This window comes from Luteolibacter sp. SL250, assembly GCF_026625605.1.
GTDB lineage: Bacteria > Verrucomicrobiota > Verrucomicrobiia > Verrucomicrobiales > Akkermansiaceae > Luteolibacter.
The window spans coordinates 2,099,972-2,118,007 of record NZ_CP113054.1 but is presented as its reverse complement, the minus strand read 5'-3'; the positions used below and the strand labels follow the sequence as shown (position 1 = coordinate 2,118,007).

The window sequence follows — 18,036 nt, the reverse complement described above, 5'->3', positions numbered from 1 at the left end:
ACTCTCATGAAATCCGAGTCCTCCAAAGACCTCGCCACCATCGTCCACAGCGGCCGTCCGAAGCCGGTGCGGAAATGGATCATCACCATCCTCGCCGTCCTCGCGGTGATCGGTGGCTTCCTCTACTACCGCGCGAAATCCGCCCAGGATGAAGGGAAGCCCGTCTTCGTCACGGAGCCACTGAAGCGCGGCGACATCTCCCTCGGCATCACCGCCACCGGCAACCTTCAGCCCACCAACAAGGTGACCGTCAGCTCGGAACTCTCCGGTATCTGCGAGGCGGTCTATGTCGATACCAACGATGAGGTGACGAAGGGCCAGGACATCGCGAAGCTGGATACCCGCAAGCTCAACCAGCAGACCGAGAAAACCCGCGCGACGCTCGCCGCGGCGGAAGCACGGGTCCAGCAATCCCAGGCAACCGTGCGGGAATCCGCTGCGAATCTCGAACGGCTGGAGGATCTCCACAAGCTGTCCGGTGGGCGGACACCTTCGAAAGCGGAGATGGAAACAGCGCACGCCGCCGCTGACCGTGCCAAGGCCGATCTCGAAAACCTCAGCGCCGCCGTCTCCGGAGCAAAAGCCGACCTGCTCGCCAACGAAAGCGATCTGGCAAAAGCGATCATCAAGTCCCCGGTGAATGGAGTGGTGCTGACGCGCTCGCTGGAAGTCGGCCAGACCGTCGCCGCCTCCTTCAACGCGCCGGAGCTTTTCGTCATCGCGGAGGATCTCCGGAAGATGGAACTGCTCGTCGCCGTGGCGGAAGCGGATGTGGGCAAGGTGGAGAGCGGCCAGAGCGCCTCCTTCACCGTCGATGCCTGGCCCGGCCGGACCTACACCGCCAAGGTCAAGAAGATCTCCTACGGCTCCACCATCCTCGACAACGTGGTCACCTACCAAGCCGAGCTTGAAGTCTCCAACGACGACCTGACCCTGCGGCCGGGGATGACGGCCACCGCGACCATCGACGTGGCCAACCGCGAGCAGGTGCTCCTCGTCCCGGCCACCGCACTCCGCTTCCAGCCTCAGGACCCGAACTCAAAGGCTGACGGCCCCCAGCAGAAGAAGACCTTCATGCAGTCGATCACGTTCCAGTTCCCCCGCCGGCGGGGAGGCCGTCCTCCGGGAGGCGGCAGGGAGCATGGCGAGGGGAAATCCGGCATGGCCACCGTGTGGGTACTGAAGGACGGCAACCCCGAAATGGTCTCCGTGAAGACCGGACTCAGCGACGGCCGGAACACCGAGATCATCACTGACGAAGTGAAAGAGGGTGCCCCCATCATCGTCCGCCAGATTCTCGCGCCGACCAAACCATGAGTTCCCCCACGCCAAGCCACAGCGGCATGATCCAGCTCCGCAAGCTGACCAAGACCTATGGTCAGGGGGACGCCGCGTTCCAAGCGCTGCGTGGTGTGGATCTGGACATCCCCGCCGGCCAGTTCCTCGCCGTCATGGGGCCGTCCGGCTCGGGAAAGTCCACGCTGATGAACATCCTCGGCTGCCTGGATGTGCCGACCGGTGGGACCTACAGCTTCAATGGCATCGCCGTCGAGAAGCTGGGTTCCGACGAACGCTCCCTGCTCCGCCGCCACGCGCTCGGATTCATTTTCCAGGGTTTCAACCTGCTCGCACGGACCTCCGCGCTGGAGAATGTGGAGCTTCCCATGCTCTATCGCGGGGTTCCGGGAAAGGAACGCCATGAGAAGGCCCACCAGGCACTGAAGATCGTCGGCCTTCAGGACAAATACCGGAACACTCCCGCCGAACTGTCCGGCGGCCAGCAGCAGCGCGTCGCCATCGCCCGCGCGATCGTCACCGAGCCAGGCACCCTCTTCGCGGACGAACCGACGGGCAACCTGGACTCCTCCACCACCATCGAAATCATGAACCTTCTCCGGAATCTCAACGAGGAACGCGGGATCACCGTCATCATGGTGACCCACGAGGATGACGTCGCCGCCTACGCGAAGCGCATCATCCGGGTGAAGGACGGTCTGATTGAATCCGACATCTTCAACTGATCCACGCCGTGTTCTTCAACACCTTCCTCATCGCCCTCCGGGAAATCCGCCGCAACCTGATGCGGGCGTTCCTCACCGTTCTCGGCATCGTCATCGGCGTGGCCGCGGTCATCACCATGGTGACGCTGGGCCGCGGCGCCACCGAGGCGGTGAAGTCCCAGGTTTCCAATCTGGGCAGCAACCTGCTGGTCCTCCGCCCCGGCATGGGCTTCGGGCGGGGTGGCGGTCCGGGCATCCCGCAGTTCGACCTCGAGGACGCAAGGATCATCTCGGAGCAGGTGGGAGGTCTGCGGAATGTCGCGGCGCTGGAGGACTCCACGGTCAGCACCGGCTTCCTCCAGAAGGCCCGCTCCGGCCGCATCGCGGGCACCACCCCCGCTTATTTCCAGATCGCGAAGTGGAACCTCGCGGACGGGAGATTCTTCGAAGACGAGGACGTGCAGCATGGCGCTGCGGTGTGCGTGATCGGCCAGACCGTCAAGCGGGAGCTGTTCGGCGACGTTGACCCCATAGGCCAGCGGATGCGGGTGAAAACCGCCTCCATCACCGTCATCGGCGTGCTCGCGGGCAAGGGCCAGACGGGCTTCGGTCAGGACCAGGACGACACCATCATCATGCCTCTCACCACCTTCGCACGCCGGGTGCAGGGCGCGGCGTCGCTGAAGTCCATCGACCAGATCATGATCTCCGGGGACGACCAGACCTCCAGCGACCAGATCATCAATGAGGTGACCGCCATCATGCGGGAACGTCGGAACCTGGGTCCGAACGAGGACGACAACTTCAACATCATGGACACCCGCCAGATCGCGGAGACCCTCAGCTCCACCACCAAGGTGATGACCACCCTGCTGGGCGCGGTCGCGGGGGTGAGTCTGCTGGTCGGCGGCATCGGCATCATGAACATCATGCTCGTTTCCGTGACGGAGCGGACACGGGAGATCGGCATCCGCCTGGCCATCGGCGCGCGGGCGCGGGAGGTGTTGCTGCAGTTCCTGGTGGAGGCCATCACCCTTTCCTCCTTCGGTGGCCTCGTCGGCATTTCATTCGCGTTCGGACTCTGCGTCTGGTTGTCGAAGCTCATCGAGGTTCCCTTCATGTTCGATCCCAAGATCAACGTGATCGCCTTCATTTTCTCCGCCGCCGTCGGCATCCTGTTCGGCTTCATGCCCGCAAGACGGGCGGCCGCACTCGATCCCATCGAAGCACTCAGACACGAATAATGCGATTGCTCCTCATCGAAGACGATCCCCTGCTCCAGCGCAGCCTCGCCGCGGGCCTGCGCGAGGAGAACTACGCCGTGGACACCGCCAGCGATGGCGAGGACGGACTCTTCAAGGCAGGATCGAACGCCTACGACTGCATCATCCTCGACGGGATGCTGCCGGTCTTCGACGGCTGGGAGGTGCTGCGGCAACTGCGGCCGGCCAACACCACTCCGGTGCTCATGCTGACCGCACGGGATGCCGTTCCGGACCGCATCCGGGGACTGGACGCGGGAGCGGACGACTATCTGACCAAGCCCTTCGACGGCGACGAACTGCTGGCCCGCATCCGCGCGTTGATCCGCCGCAACAGCGGTCAGGCGAGCAACCTGCTGGAGATCGGCGACGTCACCATCGACACCGCGGCACGCACCGTCTTCCTGTCCGGGGAAGCCGCCTCCCTCACCCCGCGTGAGTATGCGCTGGTGGAATACCTCGCCCGCCACCGGCCGAAGGTCATCTCACGCAGCGAGCTTTACGAACACCTCTTCGATGAGGATGACGACACGCTTTCCAACCTGCTCGACGTCCATGTCTCGAACGTCCGCAAGAAACTCGGCCACGACTTCATCGTCACGCGGCGCGGACATGGCTATGCCATCGAGTGACCTCCCCATTCCAACCAAGTCACGCCCCTGATCGGCTTCCTCCATTCCCTGCGCTGGCGCGTCCAGCTCTGGCACGCGCTCATCCTGGGTGTGGTCATCACGGCGCTGTGCCTGCTGGCCTACCGTCTGGCGGCGGAGGACCGCGCGGAACGGGTCGGGCGGGAGCTGGAGAACTTCGAGCGGTCATTCATGCGCCGGGTATGGGAGAAAGCGACGGATTCAAAGCCCGACACGCCGCCTACCACGGAGGACATCCGGGCGATGCTGGCCGGTCTGAACGCCGCCAGCGACCTGCCGCATTTCATGCGCGGGCTGTTCGACCCGAACGCGACGGAGAGCGTCTATCTCTGCTACTGGGACCACGATGGAAACGTGCTTTTCCGCTCCGCGAACGCGCCCGCCGACCTCGTCCGGCCAACCCGGACCGAAATCGATGACCGGGCGAAACGGACGAGCCACGGCCTGACCCGCGAGCTGATCCGCAGGGGGCCGCGCGGCTTCCACGGCATCGTCGGGCGGGACATCTCCCCGGACGTCGCGGACCTGCGGACGATGGCGCTGCAGATCAGCGGACTGGGTGCGGGTCTCTGGCTGTTCGGCCTCATCGGCGGCTGGTGGCTGTCCGGCCGGGCCATCCGCCCGATCGAAAAAATCAGCCGCACCGCTTCCCGTATCACGAATGGCAATGTGTCCGAGCGGATCGACATTCCCGACACGGACAACGAACTGGGACGCCTGAGCCGGGTGCTCAATGACACCTTCGACCGGCTGGAGTCCGCCATCCACCAGCAACGGCAGTTCACCGCGGACGCCTCCCACGAGCTGCGCACGCCCCTGACCGTCATCCTTTCAGAAACCTCCCGCGGCCTGAAGCGCGACCGTCCCGCGGAGGAATACCGTGACATCCTCTCCACCACACGTGATGCGGCGGAACGCATGCGCTCACTGGTGGAGTCCTTGCTGGTGCTCGCCCGGCAGGACGGCAACTCGTCCACGCTCACCAAGGAGTCCTGCGACCTGACCACCATCGTGTCCGATGCGGTGAAACTCCTCCGTCCGCTGGCGGATGAACGGCAGATCCGGATCGAACCGCAGCTCGCTGAGGTCTCCGTCCATGGTGACTCCAGATCCCTTTCGATGGTGGTGGTGAACCTTCTGTCGAACGCGATCCACCATCAGGATCCCGGAGGGAGCGTCACGCTGCGGCTTTCCGGCGAAGAAGGCCGCGCCGTCCTGGAGGTGAAGGATACCGGCAAGGGCATTTCCCCGGAGCATCTCCCGCACCTGTTCGACCGTTTCTACCGTGTCGATCCGGCACGCGCCGCGACCGGCGGTCACTCCGGATTGGGATTGGCCATCGTGAAAGCCATCGTGGACAACCATGATGGCACCATCGATGTCACCAGCGCGCCCGGCGAAGGCACGGTGTTCCGGGTTTCTCTGCCGAAGAGTTGAGGGAGGGATGGTTTTGCCTCGGCCTCTGTAAATCCGAATTTACGCTAAACCCATTGTCCTGAACCGGCATGCCGGTTATCCAGATAGGTGCGATGCACCTTGTGAACCAACGGCTGTGGAAGATCATCGGGGGCGGTGCCCTGGGTGCAGCCAGTGCCGCGGGATTGGTCGCCATCCGTCTGGCCATGGCAACCCATCAGCCCGAGGAGGAGCAAGGGCACGCCGAAACTGTCAGGGAACTTGAGGCGTCTGTGATGAAGGAGGATATCGCCGCTTTGCTTTCAAAAGACACTGACGGAAAGCTGGAGCGATGGATGGAAGCGGATCCCGCCGGGGTGATGGCGCACATCGACTCGATGGAAGACCGTGGGTTGGCCGTGGAGCTGGCGGGGAGATTCGTGAAGGCCATCCGGAATCCGCATCACGATCTGCTGCTGGATTGGCTCGCCCGCCAGAAGGACGGACGCATCGCGGCGTTGGTTTTCCAAGCGATACTGCCCCGTATGGCCCGGGAGGATGTGGACCGCTGCATCGCCCTGTCATTCAACCTCGGTGATGGCACGGAAGCCCGCACCGCGCGGGAAGCCCTTTTTTCCGAACTGCCGCTGGAGCAGCGGATGCGACTGCTGGAGCAACAGAAGCCGGATGAGCGTGCGGAGCTGTTGGGAAAGAAGGCCGCCGGTTTCGGAGCGCGGGCACCGGAGGCGTGTCTGGAAATGATCGCGGAACTGCCGCCATCCACGCACCGCAGCGAGGCGGTGGCGGGACTCATGAAATCCTGGGCCAACGGAGCGGATGCTTTCCGGTTGGCGGATCCCGTTTCGGCGGTGAAGGCGGTGCAGACCATCACGGATCCGGAACTGCGCAATGAATGCCTGAGGCAGGCCGTCCTGGAGTGGTCCGACAGGAATCCGGATCTGGCCTCCCAATGGATCACCAAGCTTCCCACTGGACCGGACAAGGATGCAGCCATCGGTGCTTTGGTCACACGTCTGGCCCCGGCGGACCCGGCCACAGCGACCGAATGGGCGGCGACCATCTCCGATGAGGCGCTGAGGTCGGAAACGATCCGCCGGTTGGGAGAACAACCATCCAGCAAGCTGAAGAAGGAACCATGAAGAACACCGCGAAATTCATGTCCATCACCCTCGGTGCGGGATGCCTTTTGGGAGCGGTGATCCCCCTTCCCGGTCGCAGCGGAAAAGCGAGTGCCGCGCCATCCGTCGCTGCGACCCGGCCCAGCATCAACTCCGATCCCGGGAAGGAGGCGCATGATCTGGATGGCATCACCGCCGCCGATGCCGCCGCAGCCGCGATCACGGACCCACGCGGATTTTTCCAAGCCCTGCTCAAGGCGAACCCGCAGCCGTCACGGGAGATCGTGGAAGCGTTCTTCAACGCGTGGATCGGCATCAGTCCGGATGCGGCGTTCCAGGCTGCGCTGCTGCTGCCCGGAAGGTTCGGCTATGAGGTGAAGACCAACCAGTTCTTTCCCCGGCAGGTGCAGTTGCTTTTCCACCGGGAACCGTTGGCCGCGCTGCGCTGGGTAGGGAGGATCGAAGGCGTCATCGGCCACGACATCACGCTCCACACCAGGATCGACCGGCTGGATGACCTCCGGCAACTGGATCCTCGGGAAGTCAGCCGGTGGCTGAACCGTTGCCCGGTGGGTGGGGTGTCCGCAGGGATGGCGAAGAGTTTCGCGGAGGCGCTGGCCAAGGAAGACCCAGCGGCGGCGATCCGCTGGGCGGAGTCCCTGAACGTGGAATACCAGAACGTGGTGCTGCCGATGATGCTCCACCACCTGAGGGCGAAGGATCCGCAGGCGGCGATGGACTACGTCCGGAACGCGCCATCCCATCTCCGGCAGCATGTCACCCTGTTCGCCATGGAGACGGGATCCGCCGATGCCATCATGGGGCAGATGAAGTGGCTGGCCGGGGAGATGGGGGTCACGTCCCACAGTGGAATCAACAACCTGCTCGGAAACCTTTATAAAAAGGAACCGGACGCCGCCATCGCCCATGTCGTGGCCATGGAAGGCACCACCCAAGGGTTGGACGCCGCGAGAGGGTTGGGGACCGCGGCATGCCTCTATAGACCAACCAAGGACGCTGTGGCGGTGATCTCAAAGCTGCCTGACTCCCTCCAGGCGGACGCTTTCCGTGCGGCGATGTTTTTCCGCATGCCGAATGATTTTCCGGCCTTTCTCGGTCCGTTGGCGGATGGCTCCATCCAGGGAGAAAGCCTCAATGCCTACATCCGCCAGTTGGTGGGATTCGTGGATGGAGAAAGGGAGACAACATCCGGACGGCCGAGATTCACCTGGAGCGTGGCGGAGGATCCGAAATTTCTGGAACCCTTCCAGAAGTGGATCAGTGATCACCCCGGCCCGGAGCGGGACCGGTTCATCCGCCAGACGGTGGAGGTCCTGGCGGACAAGCCGGAGCTACGGGACAAGGTGTTCGGCAACCTGCCGCCGGAAGAAATGAAACGGATCACGGAAAGACGGTAGCCGCTACTTCTCCGTCTCCACATCCGGCAGCAGCACCGTCGCCAGGCCCAGCAGCGGCAGGAACGCGCAGATCTGGAAGACGAAGTTGATGCCGTGGATGTCCGCCACCTTGCCCAGTACGGCGGAGCCGATGCCGGCGATGCCGAAAGCCAGTCCGAAGAACAGGCCAGCGACCATCCCCACCTTCCCCGGCAGCAGCTCCTGCGCATAGACCAGGATGGCGGAAAAGGCGGACGCCAGGATGAGGCCGATGAACACGCTCAGGATGCCGGTCGTCAGCAGGTTCACATGCGGCAGGGCCAGCGAGAACGGAGCGACGCCCAGAATGGAACCCCATATCACCCGCTTGCGGCCGATGCGGTCCCCCACCGGACCACCGACGATGGTGCCCACCGCCACCGCGAACAGCAGCAGGAACAGGTGCATCTGCGCGCTCTGCACGGAGATGTGGAAGCGGTCGATCAGGTAGAAGGTGTAGTAGCTGGTCAGCGACGACAGATAGACGTACTTCGAGAACACCAGCACCACCAGCACGGTCATGGCGAGGACGACGCGGTTCCGGCTCACCGGAGAAACCGACGATACGCCCGCCGACTTCGGCTTGCGGTGGATGCGGTGCAGGTTCGAACCCTGCCATTTCCCGATCTGCCACAGCACCAGCACCCCCAGCAGGGCGATGGCGGAGAAGACGACCAGTGACTTCTGCCCGTGGGGGACGATGATCCAAGCCGCCAGCAATGGTCCCACAGCGGTGCCCGCATTCCCCCCCACCTGGAACAGGGACTGGGCGAAGCCACGCCGCCTGCCTGCCGCCATGTGCGCGATGCGCGACGCCTCCGGGTGGAAGATGGCCGAGCCACCACCCACCAGCGCGGCGGAGATCAGGATGGAGTGGAAGCTTCCCGCATAGGCCAGCGCGATCAATCCCACCAGAGTCATGCCCATTCCAACGGGCAGTGAATACGGCATCGGACGGCGATCCGTCACCAGGCCGACGACGGGCTGGAGCAGGGACGCGGTGAGCTGGAAGGCGAACGTGATGAGGCCCAGTTGCGTGAAGGAAAGGGCGTAGTCCTTCTTCAGGATCGGGTAGATGGACGGGATCAGCGCCTGGATCGTGTCATTGAGCAGGTGCGAGAAACTGATCGCGAACAACAGGGCGAACACCATTTCATGGGAGGTCGCCCGCGGTGCTTCCTCCGGGATGGCCGTTGAATTTTCCATGCCCGCGAAGGTGCCGCCGGGCCTCCCCGTCCTCAATCCAAGTGACCGGTGCTAACCGTGGTCTTTCTGGTATTTTTCTCGGCTCCGCTTGCGGAACTCGGCGGGCGTCATTCCTTCATAGCGTTTGAAGAAGCGGCTGAAATACGACGGATCCCCGAAGCCGAGGCCGTAGCCCACCTCGGAAACACTCATTGTCGAATGGAGAAGCTGGCGCTTGGCATCGAGCAACCGCCGCTGCCGGAGATGCTCACCCGCAGGCTGTCCCGTCTCCACCGCGACCACATCATGGAGGTGGTTGACGGTCACCCCCAGCGCCTTCGCATAGGGGTCGAGTGTCAGCCACTCATGGTGGTGGGCCTCCACCTCATTCAGGAAACGTCTCACCAGAATGGACTGGCGACCCCGCCCGATCACATGGCTTTCCACTTCATACCACCTCGCCGCTTTCACGAACAGGATGCGGAGCAGGCAGCGGGCGACCTCCGCGGCCCCCTGCGGCGCGGCATCATATTCGTCCTGAAGCTGGCGGAAAACCTCCTTCACCCACGGCAACCGGTCGTCCGGCAAGCGGAGCCACGGAGCATGCTCCGAATTGAAGAAGAACGGCAGGTTCATCAGGAAGCCATCCTCCACTCCTGCCTCCAGGAACTCCCGGGTGAATGAGACGATGGTACCCGTCATCCGCGGTTTTGGCACGATGGTGTGGACCTGCCCCGGACTCAGGAAAAAGAGCGAGGCACCGGTGGTCTCCGACTCACGGAAATCATGCATCAGCGAACCATCCCCCAGCAGCAGCGAAACCTGGAAGAAATCATGGTAGTGGGGCCGCAGGCGCGTTGGATCAATGGTGAACGATTCGTTCAGCGGCAGGGTCACGAAACCATCCTCCCGCAGGCGTTCCTCCCCGTAGGAGATCATCCCGATCCTCGGCACCTCGCGGCGGTTCATGACCATGATCTGGCATGTTTCTTCACAGGGAATCGAGTCCTATCATCTGTACAAGCCCCTATTCCATCCACCTGCCTCCCATGGTGTTCCCGCTGGCTGGACATCAAGGACTCCCGGGTGAATATAACCCTGTTCCCAATGATCATCCTCAAAATCTGCCTCACCCTCTTCCTCATTGCCTGGTCGTTCTTCGGCATCTGGATGCTGGTGAAATACAACGTGCTCTTCGGGCCGCACCGGGATGATCCTTCGGAAACCCCCGGCGCGAGATCCTTCGGCGTCGCCCACGTGGCATCGGTCTGGTTCGGCTTCTTCGTGCTGGCGCTGTATTTCCTGTTCCGTTGATACGGACAAGGAAACGAAAGCCACAGGGTGGCCGTCCTTGAATATCCGCGGAAACCCGGCACGCTGCACGGCAAATGGGATACGAAAATGTTTTCCTGCAGGCGGTGATCTACCTCACCGCCGCGGTGGTTGCCATTCTGGTGGGAAAACGTCTGGGGCTTGGCGCGGTGCTCGGTTACCTCATTGCCGGTGCCGCGATCGGGCCGTGGGGGTTCAGCCTGATCGGGAAGGACGCGGAGCAGGTCGCCCACTTCGCGGAGTTCGGCGTGGTTGTGATGCTTTTCCTCATCGGCCTGGAGTTGCAGCCGCTCATGCTGTGGCGGATGCGCCGGCAGATTGTCGGACTCGGTTCCCTGCAGGTCGTCCTCTGCGCGGTGGCCGTGGGCGGCACGGCCATGGCCTTCGGCACCGGATGGAAGGCGGGACTCGCCATCGGCCTGATCCTGGCCATGTCCAGTACCGCCATCGTGCTGCAGACGCTGGCTGAAAAGGGTCTGCTGCGTACTGAGGCGGGACAGAACTCCTTTTCCGTCCTTCTTTTCCAGGACATCGCGGTGATTCCCATCCTCGCGCTGCTGCCGCTGCTGGGAACCGGCGGCGCCGCCTCCGCCCATGGTGACGGCCATCACCAGTCCGACGCGTGGATGGCCCAGTGGCCGGGCTGGGCGCAGGCGCTGGTGACCTTCGGGGCCATCATCCTCATCATCGCCGTGGGCCGGATCGCGATGCGCTACGTGTTCCAGGCCATCGCGAAGACGCGGCAGCGGGAGGCCTTCACCGGTGCGGCGCTGCTGCTGGTCATCGGCGTGGCGCTGCTGATGACCAAGGTGGGCCTCTCCCCCGCGCTGGGTGCGTTCGTCGCGGGGGTCGTGCTGGCCAGCAGCGAATACCGCCATGAACTGGAGAGCGATTTGGAGCCGTTCAAGGGACTTCTGCTGGGAGTGTTCTTCCTCGGGGTGGGAGCCGGGATCGACTTCGGCTTCATCATGGAGCATCCGTTGCTGGTCATCGGCGGCGCACTGGGCCTCATTCTCATCAAGGGTGCCATCCTGCAGGTGTTGTCGATGTTCAGCGGCCTGACCGGACGGCAGTCGCTGGTTTTCTCCGCATCCATCGCGGCGGGAGGCGAGTTCGCCTTCGTGTTGATCAGCCTCTCGCTGGCGTCCGGAGTCTTCCCGCCGGACACCGGCCGTGCGCTGGTGGCGATGGTGGCGCTGTCGATGGCCGCCACGCCGCTGCTCATCCTCCTTTCGAAATCCATCGTCGCGCGTGGTCTCAGCGGAAAGGAAGACCGCGAACCCGACGTGAAGGATGACGGGAACCCGGTCATCATCTGCGGCTTCGGCCGCTATGGCCACGCTGTGGGACGCCTGCTCCGGATCCGTGGATACGGCTGCACCATCCTCGACAACGACAGCGACCAGGTGGAACTGCTGCGCCAGCTCGGCATCCCGGTCTACTATGGCGATGCGAACCGCCCGGACATGCTGGACCTGGCGGGAGCGTCCCGCGCGAAGGTCCTGGTGGTCGCCATCAAGGATGAAGCGGCTGCCTCCATCATCATCTCCAACGCGCGGCGTCACCACCCACACTTGAGGATCTACCTGCGGGCCCACAGCCGTGCGGAGGCCTACAGCTACCTGGGCCAAGGTGAACAACACATCTACCGGGAGACGCTGGATTCATCCCTCCGGATGGGCGCGGACATCCTGGAACATCTGGGGCTGTCCTCCCAGGAGGCGAAGCTCGCCGCGAGCGTCTACTTCACCCGCGACGAGGAAATGGTCCGCTCTATGGCGGAACACCGCAACAAGGACGACGGGGAGTATCTCAACGCCGCCCGTGAAGCGGTGCAGTCGCTGGACGAACTGCTGCGCAGCGACCTGGAGCGGGAGCAACGCAGCCAATCAACCGATGGGTAGCCCTAGCGCTCACGGAAACCGCGGCTGAACCTGTAAAGTGGGGGGCCTGGTCGTCATCCGCGGGAAAAAGAAAAGGCCGCAACCGGTGCCTCGCCAGTCTGTCTTCCCCCCGGATAACAGAACGGCGCCAGCAGTCGATTGCGGCTGAAGTGGCTATGGTCTACCCTGCCAGGCGTTTCAGGTGAAGCTGGAATTCCCACGCGATCACGTAGGATTGGCTGGAGTCCATCATTCCGGCTTCGGGGTCTTCGCGTCGGAAATGACCCGGAAGGCATACTCCGCCAGCGCCTTGTGACCGGCGGGCGTGGGATGGAGGCCATCGGCGGAGAAGAGATGGCGGCTGTCATTCGCGCCCTCGGTCACGCTCACAAAGCCGAACTTCGCCGGGGCCGCCTCGATCTCATTGAACATGGCATCCATATCCAGCTTGATGATCTTCAGCTCCGGATTCTTCGCCTGGAGCCTGCCGATGGCGGCGTCCATCTCGACGTTGAACGCCTTGCTGGCATCGGAAACGGCCTTGAGGGCGATGGGGGCCATGTCACCGAGAATGGCCACCCTGCGGACGAGGGAGGGGAATTTCGAGCCATCGGACAGGTTGCCCCACATCACATACTTCACGCCCGCATCCGCCATGGCCTGGATTTGCCCTTCCACGTCCACCACCACCTTCGCCGCCTCCTGGCCGAGGGTGGCCCAGGAGGACCCGATCTGCTCCGGCTGGATGGCCAGCGCCATGAGATCGTTCGTGCCGATCCGGACGATGTGCAGCGCGTCCTTTTTCACGCCGTCCTTGTTGAAGTCCGGGTTGAGGTAGCGCTTGCTGATCTGGACGGTCAGGTTCTGGCCCTTGTTCTGATCCCTGCCCTTCGCCGCGGCGTAGCCACTGGTCGAGCCGCCGACGGCGTAGTTGGTCCCGCCGAAGTAGAAGCCGTTCATGCCGGACGGTTTGAAGCCGGGGATGTCCAGCATCTGCGGACCGGCGAGCTGGGCGACCCAGGTCGGGCGGAATTTCACCTCCTTCTTGTCCGGGCCGACCGAGCGGTTGCCCATGTCGGTGAGGCTGTCGCCGAAAGTGACGAGATCCTTGAACCCACCGGCATGACAAAGCGCGGCGAGTGAAATGAACAGGAGCGGGACGAGGGGTTTCATGGGTTTGTTTGGATGGAGGAGATGGTGGCGGACGACGGGAAGCGGTCAGTAGGATTTTGGGAACAGCGTGTTGAACCGCATGAGGTCCTCGATCTGCCGTTGGTTGAGCGCACCGTCGAAGATGTAGATCTCATCCAGGTCCCCGCGGAAGAAGCCGGTGCCGCGGCTGCGCTTCGGTTCATCATGGCGGAGGCTCCGGGCGATCCACACCGGCCGCGCGCCTTCCTCCGAACTGGTGTGGATGCGGGTGAAGACCCCTTTCGACGCCGTGGCCTCCATCTTCCCATCCACATAGAGCAGGGCGGGAATGCGGTTCCCATTCCGTTCATCCTTGTAAAGAACCACCGCGCAGTGATGCCAGCGTCCGTCACGCAGGTCCGTGGAGCCGGCCACCAGGGAGGGATAGATGCCGACGCGCAGCCTGCCCACCGGGCCTTCGTTGACGTAGGGATTGACCGATATCTGCCAGGCGTTCCCCTTCTCCGCCAGATCCCCCCAGGAAATGATGCCGTATCCCTGCTCCGAGTCGAAGTCCTCCGGCAGGCGCAGCCAGAACGCGACCGTCCTCGCGGCGTCGCCCACCACTCCGGGATAGTGGGTTTCCAGCGCGTTCCCAAGACCATCAAAGGCGAGCGCCTTGCCATACGGTCCGTCCACCCATTCCGGCAGGGCATCCGGCAATCCGCCGATGTTCCTCAGGTCTGCGGCACGGGGTCCTCCGGCGATGAGCTTCCCGCGGGCCGCGGTGGCGGTGCCAGCCCCTTCATCCAGCGCCCAGTGGGCATATTCCGGGATACGTGGTGACTGCGGTGGCAGGCTGGTGACGAAGGCATTCGCATCGATCCCCCCGCCCTTCCACCAGACCTTGCCGCTGGAGATGAACTTCTCATTCGAAACCAGCGTCACAGCCTTTTCCCCGTCGCCCGGACGCACGCGGATCTTTCCTTCGAAAACCTCCGCTTCCGTCTCCCCATCCCTGGCGACATGGAGGCCGAACGCTTTTCCGGGATCCGTCACCGTCCCGCCGGGACTGCCCAGGTTGAACCGCACCGCCTTTTCCGGAATCCTCACGGAAACCCTCCCCTGGTGGACGAAGCCCTCATCCCTGCCGCGGATCTCGAAATCCGCCGGGCCTTCCAGGATGACTTCCGCGCCATTGCCGAAATGGACTTCCGCCAGACCGCTTTCCAACTTCAGCCGGGTGCCCGCGCGCAGGCTTTCCCCTGCGGGAGGCGTCAGCCACTTCGCGGAGTCCCCCCTATGCAGGGTCGCGGCGGTGCCACTGACGTAAAAGGAGAGTCCCAGCCAGACAACGACCAGCGCGGCGAGCCCCACGGCCGCGGTGAACCACCGGGTCCTCCGCCGTGACACCCGTTCCACCCGACCCATCACCGAGGCGACAAAGGGCGAGGCATCTTCCCGCTCATCCCCGATCCGCTGGATCACGCTGCGGGAAAAACCGGAGCGATCCGTGAGATTCCGCAACGCCACTTCCAGAAAGCGGTCCACCTCCACCTGCTGTCCGAATTTCCGGGCGAGCGAGGGATGTTCTTCACAGAGGGCGGTCAGACGCGACATGCCCTTCTTGTCCAGTCCGCCTTCCAGCGCACGGATCATCAGGCTGCGGAATTCATCTTCAACGCCCGTGTTCATGCCGTTCCGCCGTTGGTTTTCATCTCCTTCTCCACGCAGGCCGCCAGCACCTCGCGCAGGCGGTAGAGCTGGGTGGTGAGGGCAGAGTATCCCCTGCCCGATCTGTCCGAAAGCTCCTGGACGCTCATGCCTTCAAGATAGCGGTCGTGAAGCAACTCCCGCGAGGGGCCGTCCATCCTGGAAAGGCAGTCCTGCAGCGCCTCCAGCCGTTCCTCCGGTCCACCCGGCCGGTCCCTTTCCTGTCCGCGCCAGAGGATCTCCAGTTCCTGGTGCCCACCCACCCCCTCCGCGCGGAATTTCCGGCGGTGGTTCCGCACCAGGTGGTGGGCGATGCGCCGCAGCCACGCCCCGAGCGAGGTCTCCGGATCGAAGTCCGCCAGCTTCCGCCAGGCGATGACGAAGGTCTCCTGCGCCAGATCCTCCGCCTCACAGCGCACGGCGATGCGGAGGGCGGCGAAAGAACGCACGCTCCCCTGGTAACGCCCCACCAGGGTCCCGAATGCCGACAGATCCCCGCGTTGCGCCCTCCGGATCAGGTCCGGTTCGTCATCGGGAATCGCGTCGGAAGTAGCGGTCACCAGTGGATTCATGTGCCGCGGGAGGCATTTGTCACATCTCCTTCGGAAAAAAATTTCCGCCTCCCGGTGACATTCCCCTCCGTCAGGACATTCCACCTTCCGGAGCCAAATCCGCTTCATGCCCCATCCCATGACGATATCCCCACCCGCCCGCCTCGCCCTACTCGCCGGCATGCTGACCTTCGCGCCCGTTTGCAAGGGCGCGACCCTTTATTCACAGAACTTCAACGCCGGTGGCAGCACCAGCACCCTCTCGACCATCAACTGGTCCGGTTGGGGCGCTCTCGGGAGCGCGACCGCCACCACCTACACCACCAGCTTGGGGACATCCCCGGATTCCCGGCTCGGCCAGGTCACGGGCAATACCGGAGGCTCAAAGGCCATCTTCGCCCAGTCACGGAACTCCGGCAGCCCCACGATCATCAACGACCGGTTCGTGGTGACGTCCACGACGATCAACGGGCCCCACCAGTTGGGCTCCATCGAGAACGTGTCGCTCGGGACACTGAGCTGGAAGCAATCCCTCACGGCGCCGACGGGGGCGAATTCCCAGTATGTCCAGGTCTTGGTCCAGGTGGACAACGTCTGGTATGCTTCGGTCGAGACATTCACCAATTCCGCCGGCGGCAGCTCCGGAAACAACGGTACGAACAACGAGACCAAGGAATTCGACCTCGCGGGAGCAACCGGCCTGGGAACAACCTCCTGGTATGGGATCACGTTCGGTGACAACTCACCCATCACGATCGGCTCCCAGGTCACCAACCCCATCGGGGACACCATCACCGGGATTGGCTTCGCCATGTTCACCGGAAACGGAAGCGGGCGCACGGTGTGGATCGACGACGTGGAGATCAACAGTATCATACCGGAGCCATCTTCCGCGCTGCTCGCCGCGGCAGGCGTTCTCGCCCTCTCCGCCCGCCGACGCCGGGCGAAGTGATCCCCCGGCCTCCATCTCCGGGAAGATTTCCATGGAGGCAGGGAAGTCATCGACTTCACGCCCGGAGCATCCGAACTTCACCAAAGCCTGAAAATCCCACCCGCCATGCAACGCCGCCATTTCCTCCACACCGCCCTCGCCACCGTCTTCGCCACCATCCCGGCCGTGGCGCAGGGCAAGCGTCCGCCGAAGATCGTCCTCCGGTCCTCCTGGCAGACGGTGAACATCGGCGACATCGCCCACACGCCCGGCGTGCTGGCCATTCTGGAGAAATTCTTTCCCGAGGCGGAGGTGATCCTCTGGCCGTCCAGCGTGGCGGATGGAGTCGAAGAAATGCTCCTGCGCCGTTTCCCCAAGCTGGTCATCACTAAGGACCGCAAGATCATCGACACCTGTGACTTTCTCCTCCACGGATCAGGCCCATACCTGACGGCCCACCGTGACGTGGCCATCTGGAAGGACGAAGTGAAGAAACCTTACGGCGTCTATGGCATCACCATGGCACCGGCCGGGGACCCGGGGATGAAGATCATGAACAACAGCGGCCTCGATGAGAGAACGAAGGCGCTGCTCGATACCGCCGCCTTCGTCTTCCTGCGTGACCCGAAGTCCCTCCAGGTGGTGAAGGACGCCGGGGTGAAGTCACCCATCATCGAGTTCGGCCCGGACGGCGCGTTCGCCTGTGATGTCCGGGATGATGCGAAGGCCCTCGCCTTCATGGAGGCCCAGGGGCTGAAGGAAGGGAAATTCCTCTGCTGCATCCCCAACCTCCGCAACGCCCCCTACTGGCGCATCAAGCGCGGCACCCGCTTCAACCCCGCGAAGCACGAGCAGAACGAAAAGATGAAGGAGCACGACCACGTGCTGCTGCGCGAGGCCATCGTCCGGATCATCAAGGAGACCGACCTCAACGTGCTGATCTGCCCGGAGGACTCCACCCAGATGCAGGAAGGGAAGGAACTGCTTTTCGACCCGCTGCCGGACGATGTGAAGGAACGCGTCGCGTGGCGGGACAAATTCTGGCTGACCGATGAGGCGCTGAGCGTGTATGTCCGCTCCGCCGGGTACTTCGGCAGTGAGATGCACACGCCCATCATGTGCGTCGGCAACGGCATTCCGGCGATCGTCTGCCGCTTCGTGGAACAGACCACCAAGGGCTTCATGTGGGAACAGATCGGCCTTGGCGACTGGTTGTTCGACCTCGACAACGAAGAGAACCGCTCGCGGTTGGTGCCGACAGTGCTGGCCATGGCGAAAGATCCCGCCTCCGCGAAGGCAAAGACCGCCAAAGCCCGCGACTACGTCGTGCAGCGGCAGAAGGAAACCGTCGCGATCCTGAAGAAGCGCGTCTGACGGCAGCGGGCCGACGAAGTCAGGGTTAATCCGGAAGCGGAACGCCCCCGAAAG

16 protein-coding genes are annotated in these 18,036 nt (G+C 63.5%); 11 read left to right on the top strand and 5 right to left on the bottom strand.

Going from position 1 to position 18,036, the window contains the following annotated elements:
- The first annotated feature begins 6 nt into the window (after window positions 1-6).
- From OVA24_RS09380 to OVA24_RS09350, 7 genes are all read left to right on the top strand, one after another.
- Window positions 7-1,317, top strand: a complete 1,311-nt coding sequence (locus OVA24_RS09380; RefSeq protein ID WP_267674947.1) for an efflux RND transporter periplasmic adaptor subunit — start codon at window positions 7-9, stop codon at window positions 1,315-1,317.
- Window positions 1,314-2,021, top strand: coding sequence for an ABC transporter ATP-binding protein (locus OVA24_RS09375; RefSeq protein ID WP_267674946.1), 708 nt, complete (start codon window positions 1,314-1,316; stop codon window positions 2,019-2,021). The genes OVA24_RS09380 and OVA24_RS09375 overlap by 4 nt, the downstream gene beginning before the upstream one ends.
- 8 nt (window positions 2,022-2,029) lie before the next feature.
- The gene (locus OVA24_RS09370) at window positions 2,030-3,244 is read left to right on the top strand and encodes an ABC transporter permease (protein WP_267674945.1); all 1,215 of its coding nucleotides are present in this window, start codon (window positions 2,030-2,032) and stop codon (window positions 3,242-3,244) included.
- Complete coding sequence (locus OVA24_RS09365) at window positions 3,244-3,894, top strand: response regulator transcription factor (protein ID WP_267674944.1); 651 nt, start codon at window positions 3,244-3,246, stop codon at window positions 3,892-3,894. Before OVA24_RS09370 ends, OVA24_RS09365 begins: the two co-directional genes overlap by 1 nt.
- Window positions 3,895-3,984: 90 nt before the next feature.
- Window positions 3,985-5,349: a sensor histidine kinase gene (locus OVA24_RS09360; protein ID WP_267674943.1), complete on the top strand. Its 1,365-nt coding sequence runs from the start codon at window positions 3,985-3,987 to the stop codon at window positions 5,347-5,349.
- A 68-nt stretch (window positions 5,350-5,417) separates the two neighbouring features.
- Window positions 5,418-6,467: a hypothetical protein gene (locus OVA24_RS09355; RefSeq protein ID WP_267674942.1), complete on the top strand. Its 1,050-nt coding sequence runs from the start codon at window positions 5,418-5,420 to the stop codon at window positions 6,465-6,467.
- Complete coding sequence (locus OVA24_RS09350) at window positions 6,464-7,864, top strand: hypothetical protein (protein ID WP_267674941.1); 1,401 nt, start codon at window positions 6,464-6,466, stop codon at window positions 7,862-7,864. Before OVA24_RS09355 ends, OVA24_RS09350 begins: the two co-directional genes overlap by 4 nt.
- Window positions 7,865-7,867: 3 nt before the next feature.
- Here the strand turns inward: OVA24_RS09350 and OVA24_RS09345 are convergent, their stop codons facing one another.
- Window positions 7,868-9,088: an MFS transporter gene (locus tag OVA24_RS09345; RefSeq protein WP_324287894.1), complete on the bottom strand. Its 1,221-nt coding sequence runs from the start codon at window positions 9,086-9,088 to the stop codon at window positions 7,868-7,870.
- A 51-nt stretch (window positions 9,089-9,139) separates the two neighbouring features.
- Window positions 9,140-10,036, bottom strand: a complete 897-nt coding sequence (locus OVA24_RS09340) for a helix-turn-helix domain-containing protein (RefSeq protein ID WP_267674940.1) — start codon at window positions 10,034-10,036, stop codon at window positions 9,140-9,142.
- Between the two features lie 138 nt (window positions 10,037-10,174).
- Here OVA24_RS09340 and OVA24_RS09335 point away from each other — a divergent pair, with 138 nt between their 5' ends.
- Both OVA24_RS09335 and OVA24_RS09330 read left to right on the top strand, forming a co-directional pair.
- Entirely contained in the window at window positions 10,175-10,381 is a 207-nt protein-coding gene (locus OVA24_RS09335; RefSeq protein WP_267674939.1) for a hypothetical protein, read from the top strand.
- 74 nt (window positions 10,382-10,455) lie between these two features.
- On the top strand, window positions 10,456-12,303 hold the full coding sequence (locus OVA24_RS09330) for a monovalent cation:proton antiporter-2 (CPA2) family protein (protein WP_267674938.1): 1,848 nt from the start codon (window positions 10,456-10,458) through the stop codon (window positions 12,301-12,303).
- Between the two features lie 228 nt (window positions 12,304-12,531).
- On the opposite strand, the gene OVA24_RS09325 is transcribed toward OVA24_RS09330, so the two are convergent.
- Genes OVA24_RS09325 through OVA24_RS09315 form a run of 3 tightly spaced genes read right to left on the bottom strand, consistent with a single transcriptional unit; the run spans window position 12,532 to window position 15,686 of the window.
- Window positions 12,532-13,455 (bottom strand): SGNH/GDSL hydrolase family protein, encoded by a 924-nt coding sequence (locus OVA24_RS09325; protein WP_267674937.1) that lies wholly within the window; start codon window positions 13,453-13,455, stop codon window positions 12,532-12,534.
- A 45-nt stretch (window positions 13,456-13,500) separates the two neighbouring features.
- Entirely contained in the window at window positions 13,501-15,108 is a 1,608-nt protein-coding gene (locus tag OVA24_RS09320; RefSeq protein ID WP_267674936.1) for a LamG domain-containing protein, read from the bottom strand.
- On the bottom strand, window positions 15,105-15,686 hold the full coding sequence (locus OVA24_RS09315) for a sigma-70 family RNA polymerase sigma factor (protein ID WP_267674935.1): 582 nt from the start codon (window positions 15,684-15,686) through the stop codon (window positions 15,105-15,107). Before OVA24_RS09315 ends, OVA24_RS09320 begins: the two co-directional genes overlap by 4 nt.
- A 130-nt stretch (window positions 15,687-15,816) precedes the next feature.
- Here OVA24_RS09315 and OVA24_RS09310 point away from each other — a divergent pair, with 130 nt between their 5' ends.
- Complete coding sequence (locus tag OVA24_RS09310) at window positions 15,817-16,629, top strand: PEP-CTERM sorting domain-containing protein (protein WP_267674934.1); 813 nt, start codon at window positions 15,817-15,819, stop codon at window positions 16,627-16,629.
- A 105-nt stretch (window positions 16,630-16,734) separates the two neighbouring features.
- Window positions 16,735-17,982: a polysaccharide pyruvyl transferase family protein gene (locus tag OVA24_RS09305; RefSeq protein WP_267674933.1), complete on the top strand. Its 1,248-nt coding sequence runs from the start codon at window positions 16,735-16,737 to the stop codon at window positions 17,980-17,982.
- Window positions 17,983-18,036: the final 54 nt, after the last annotated feature.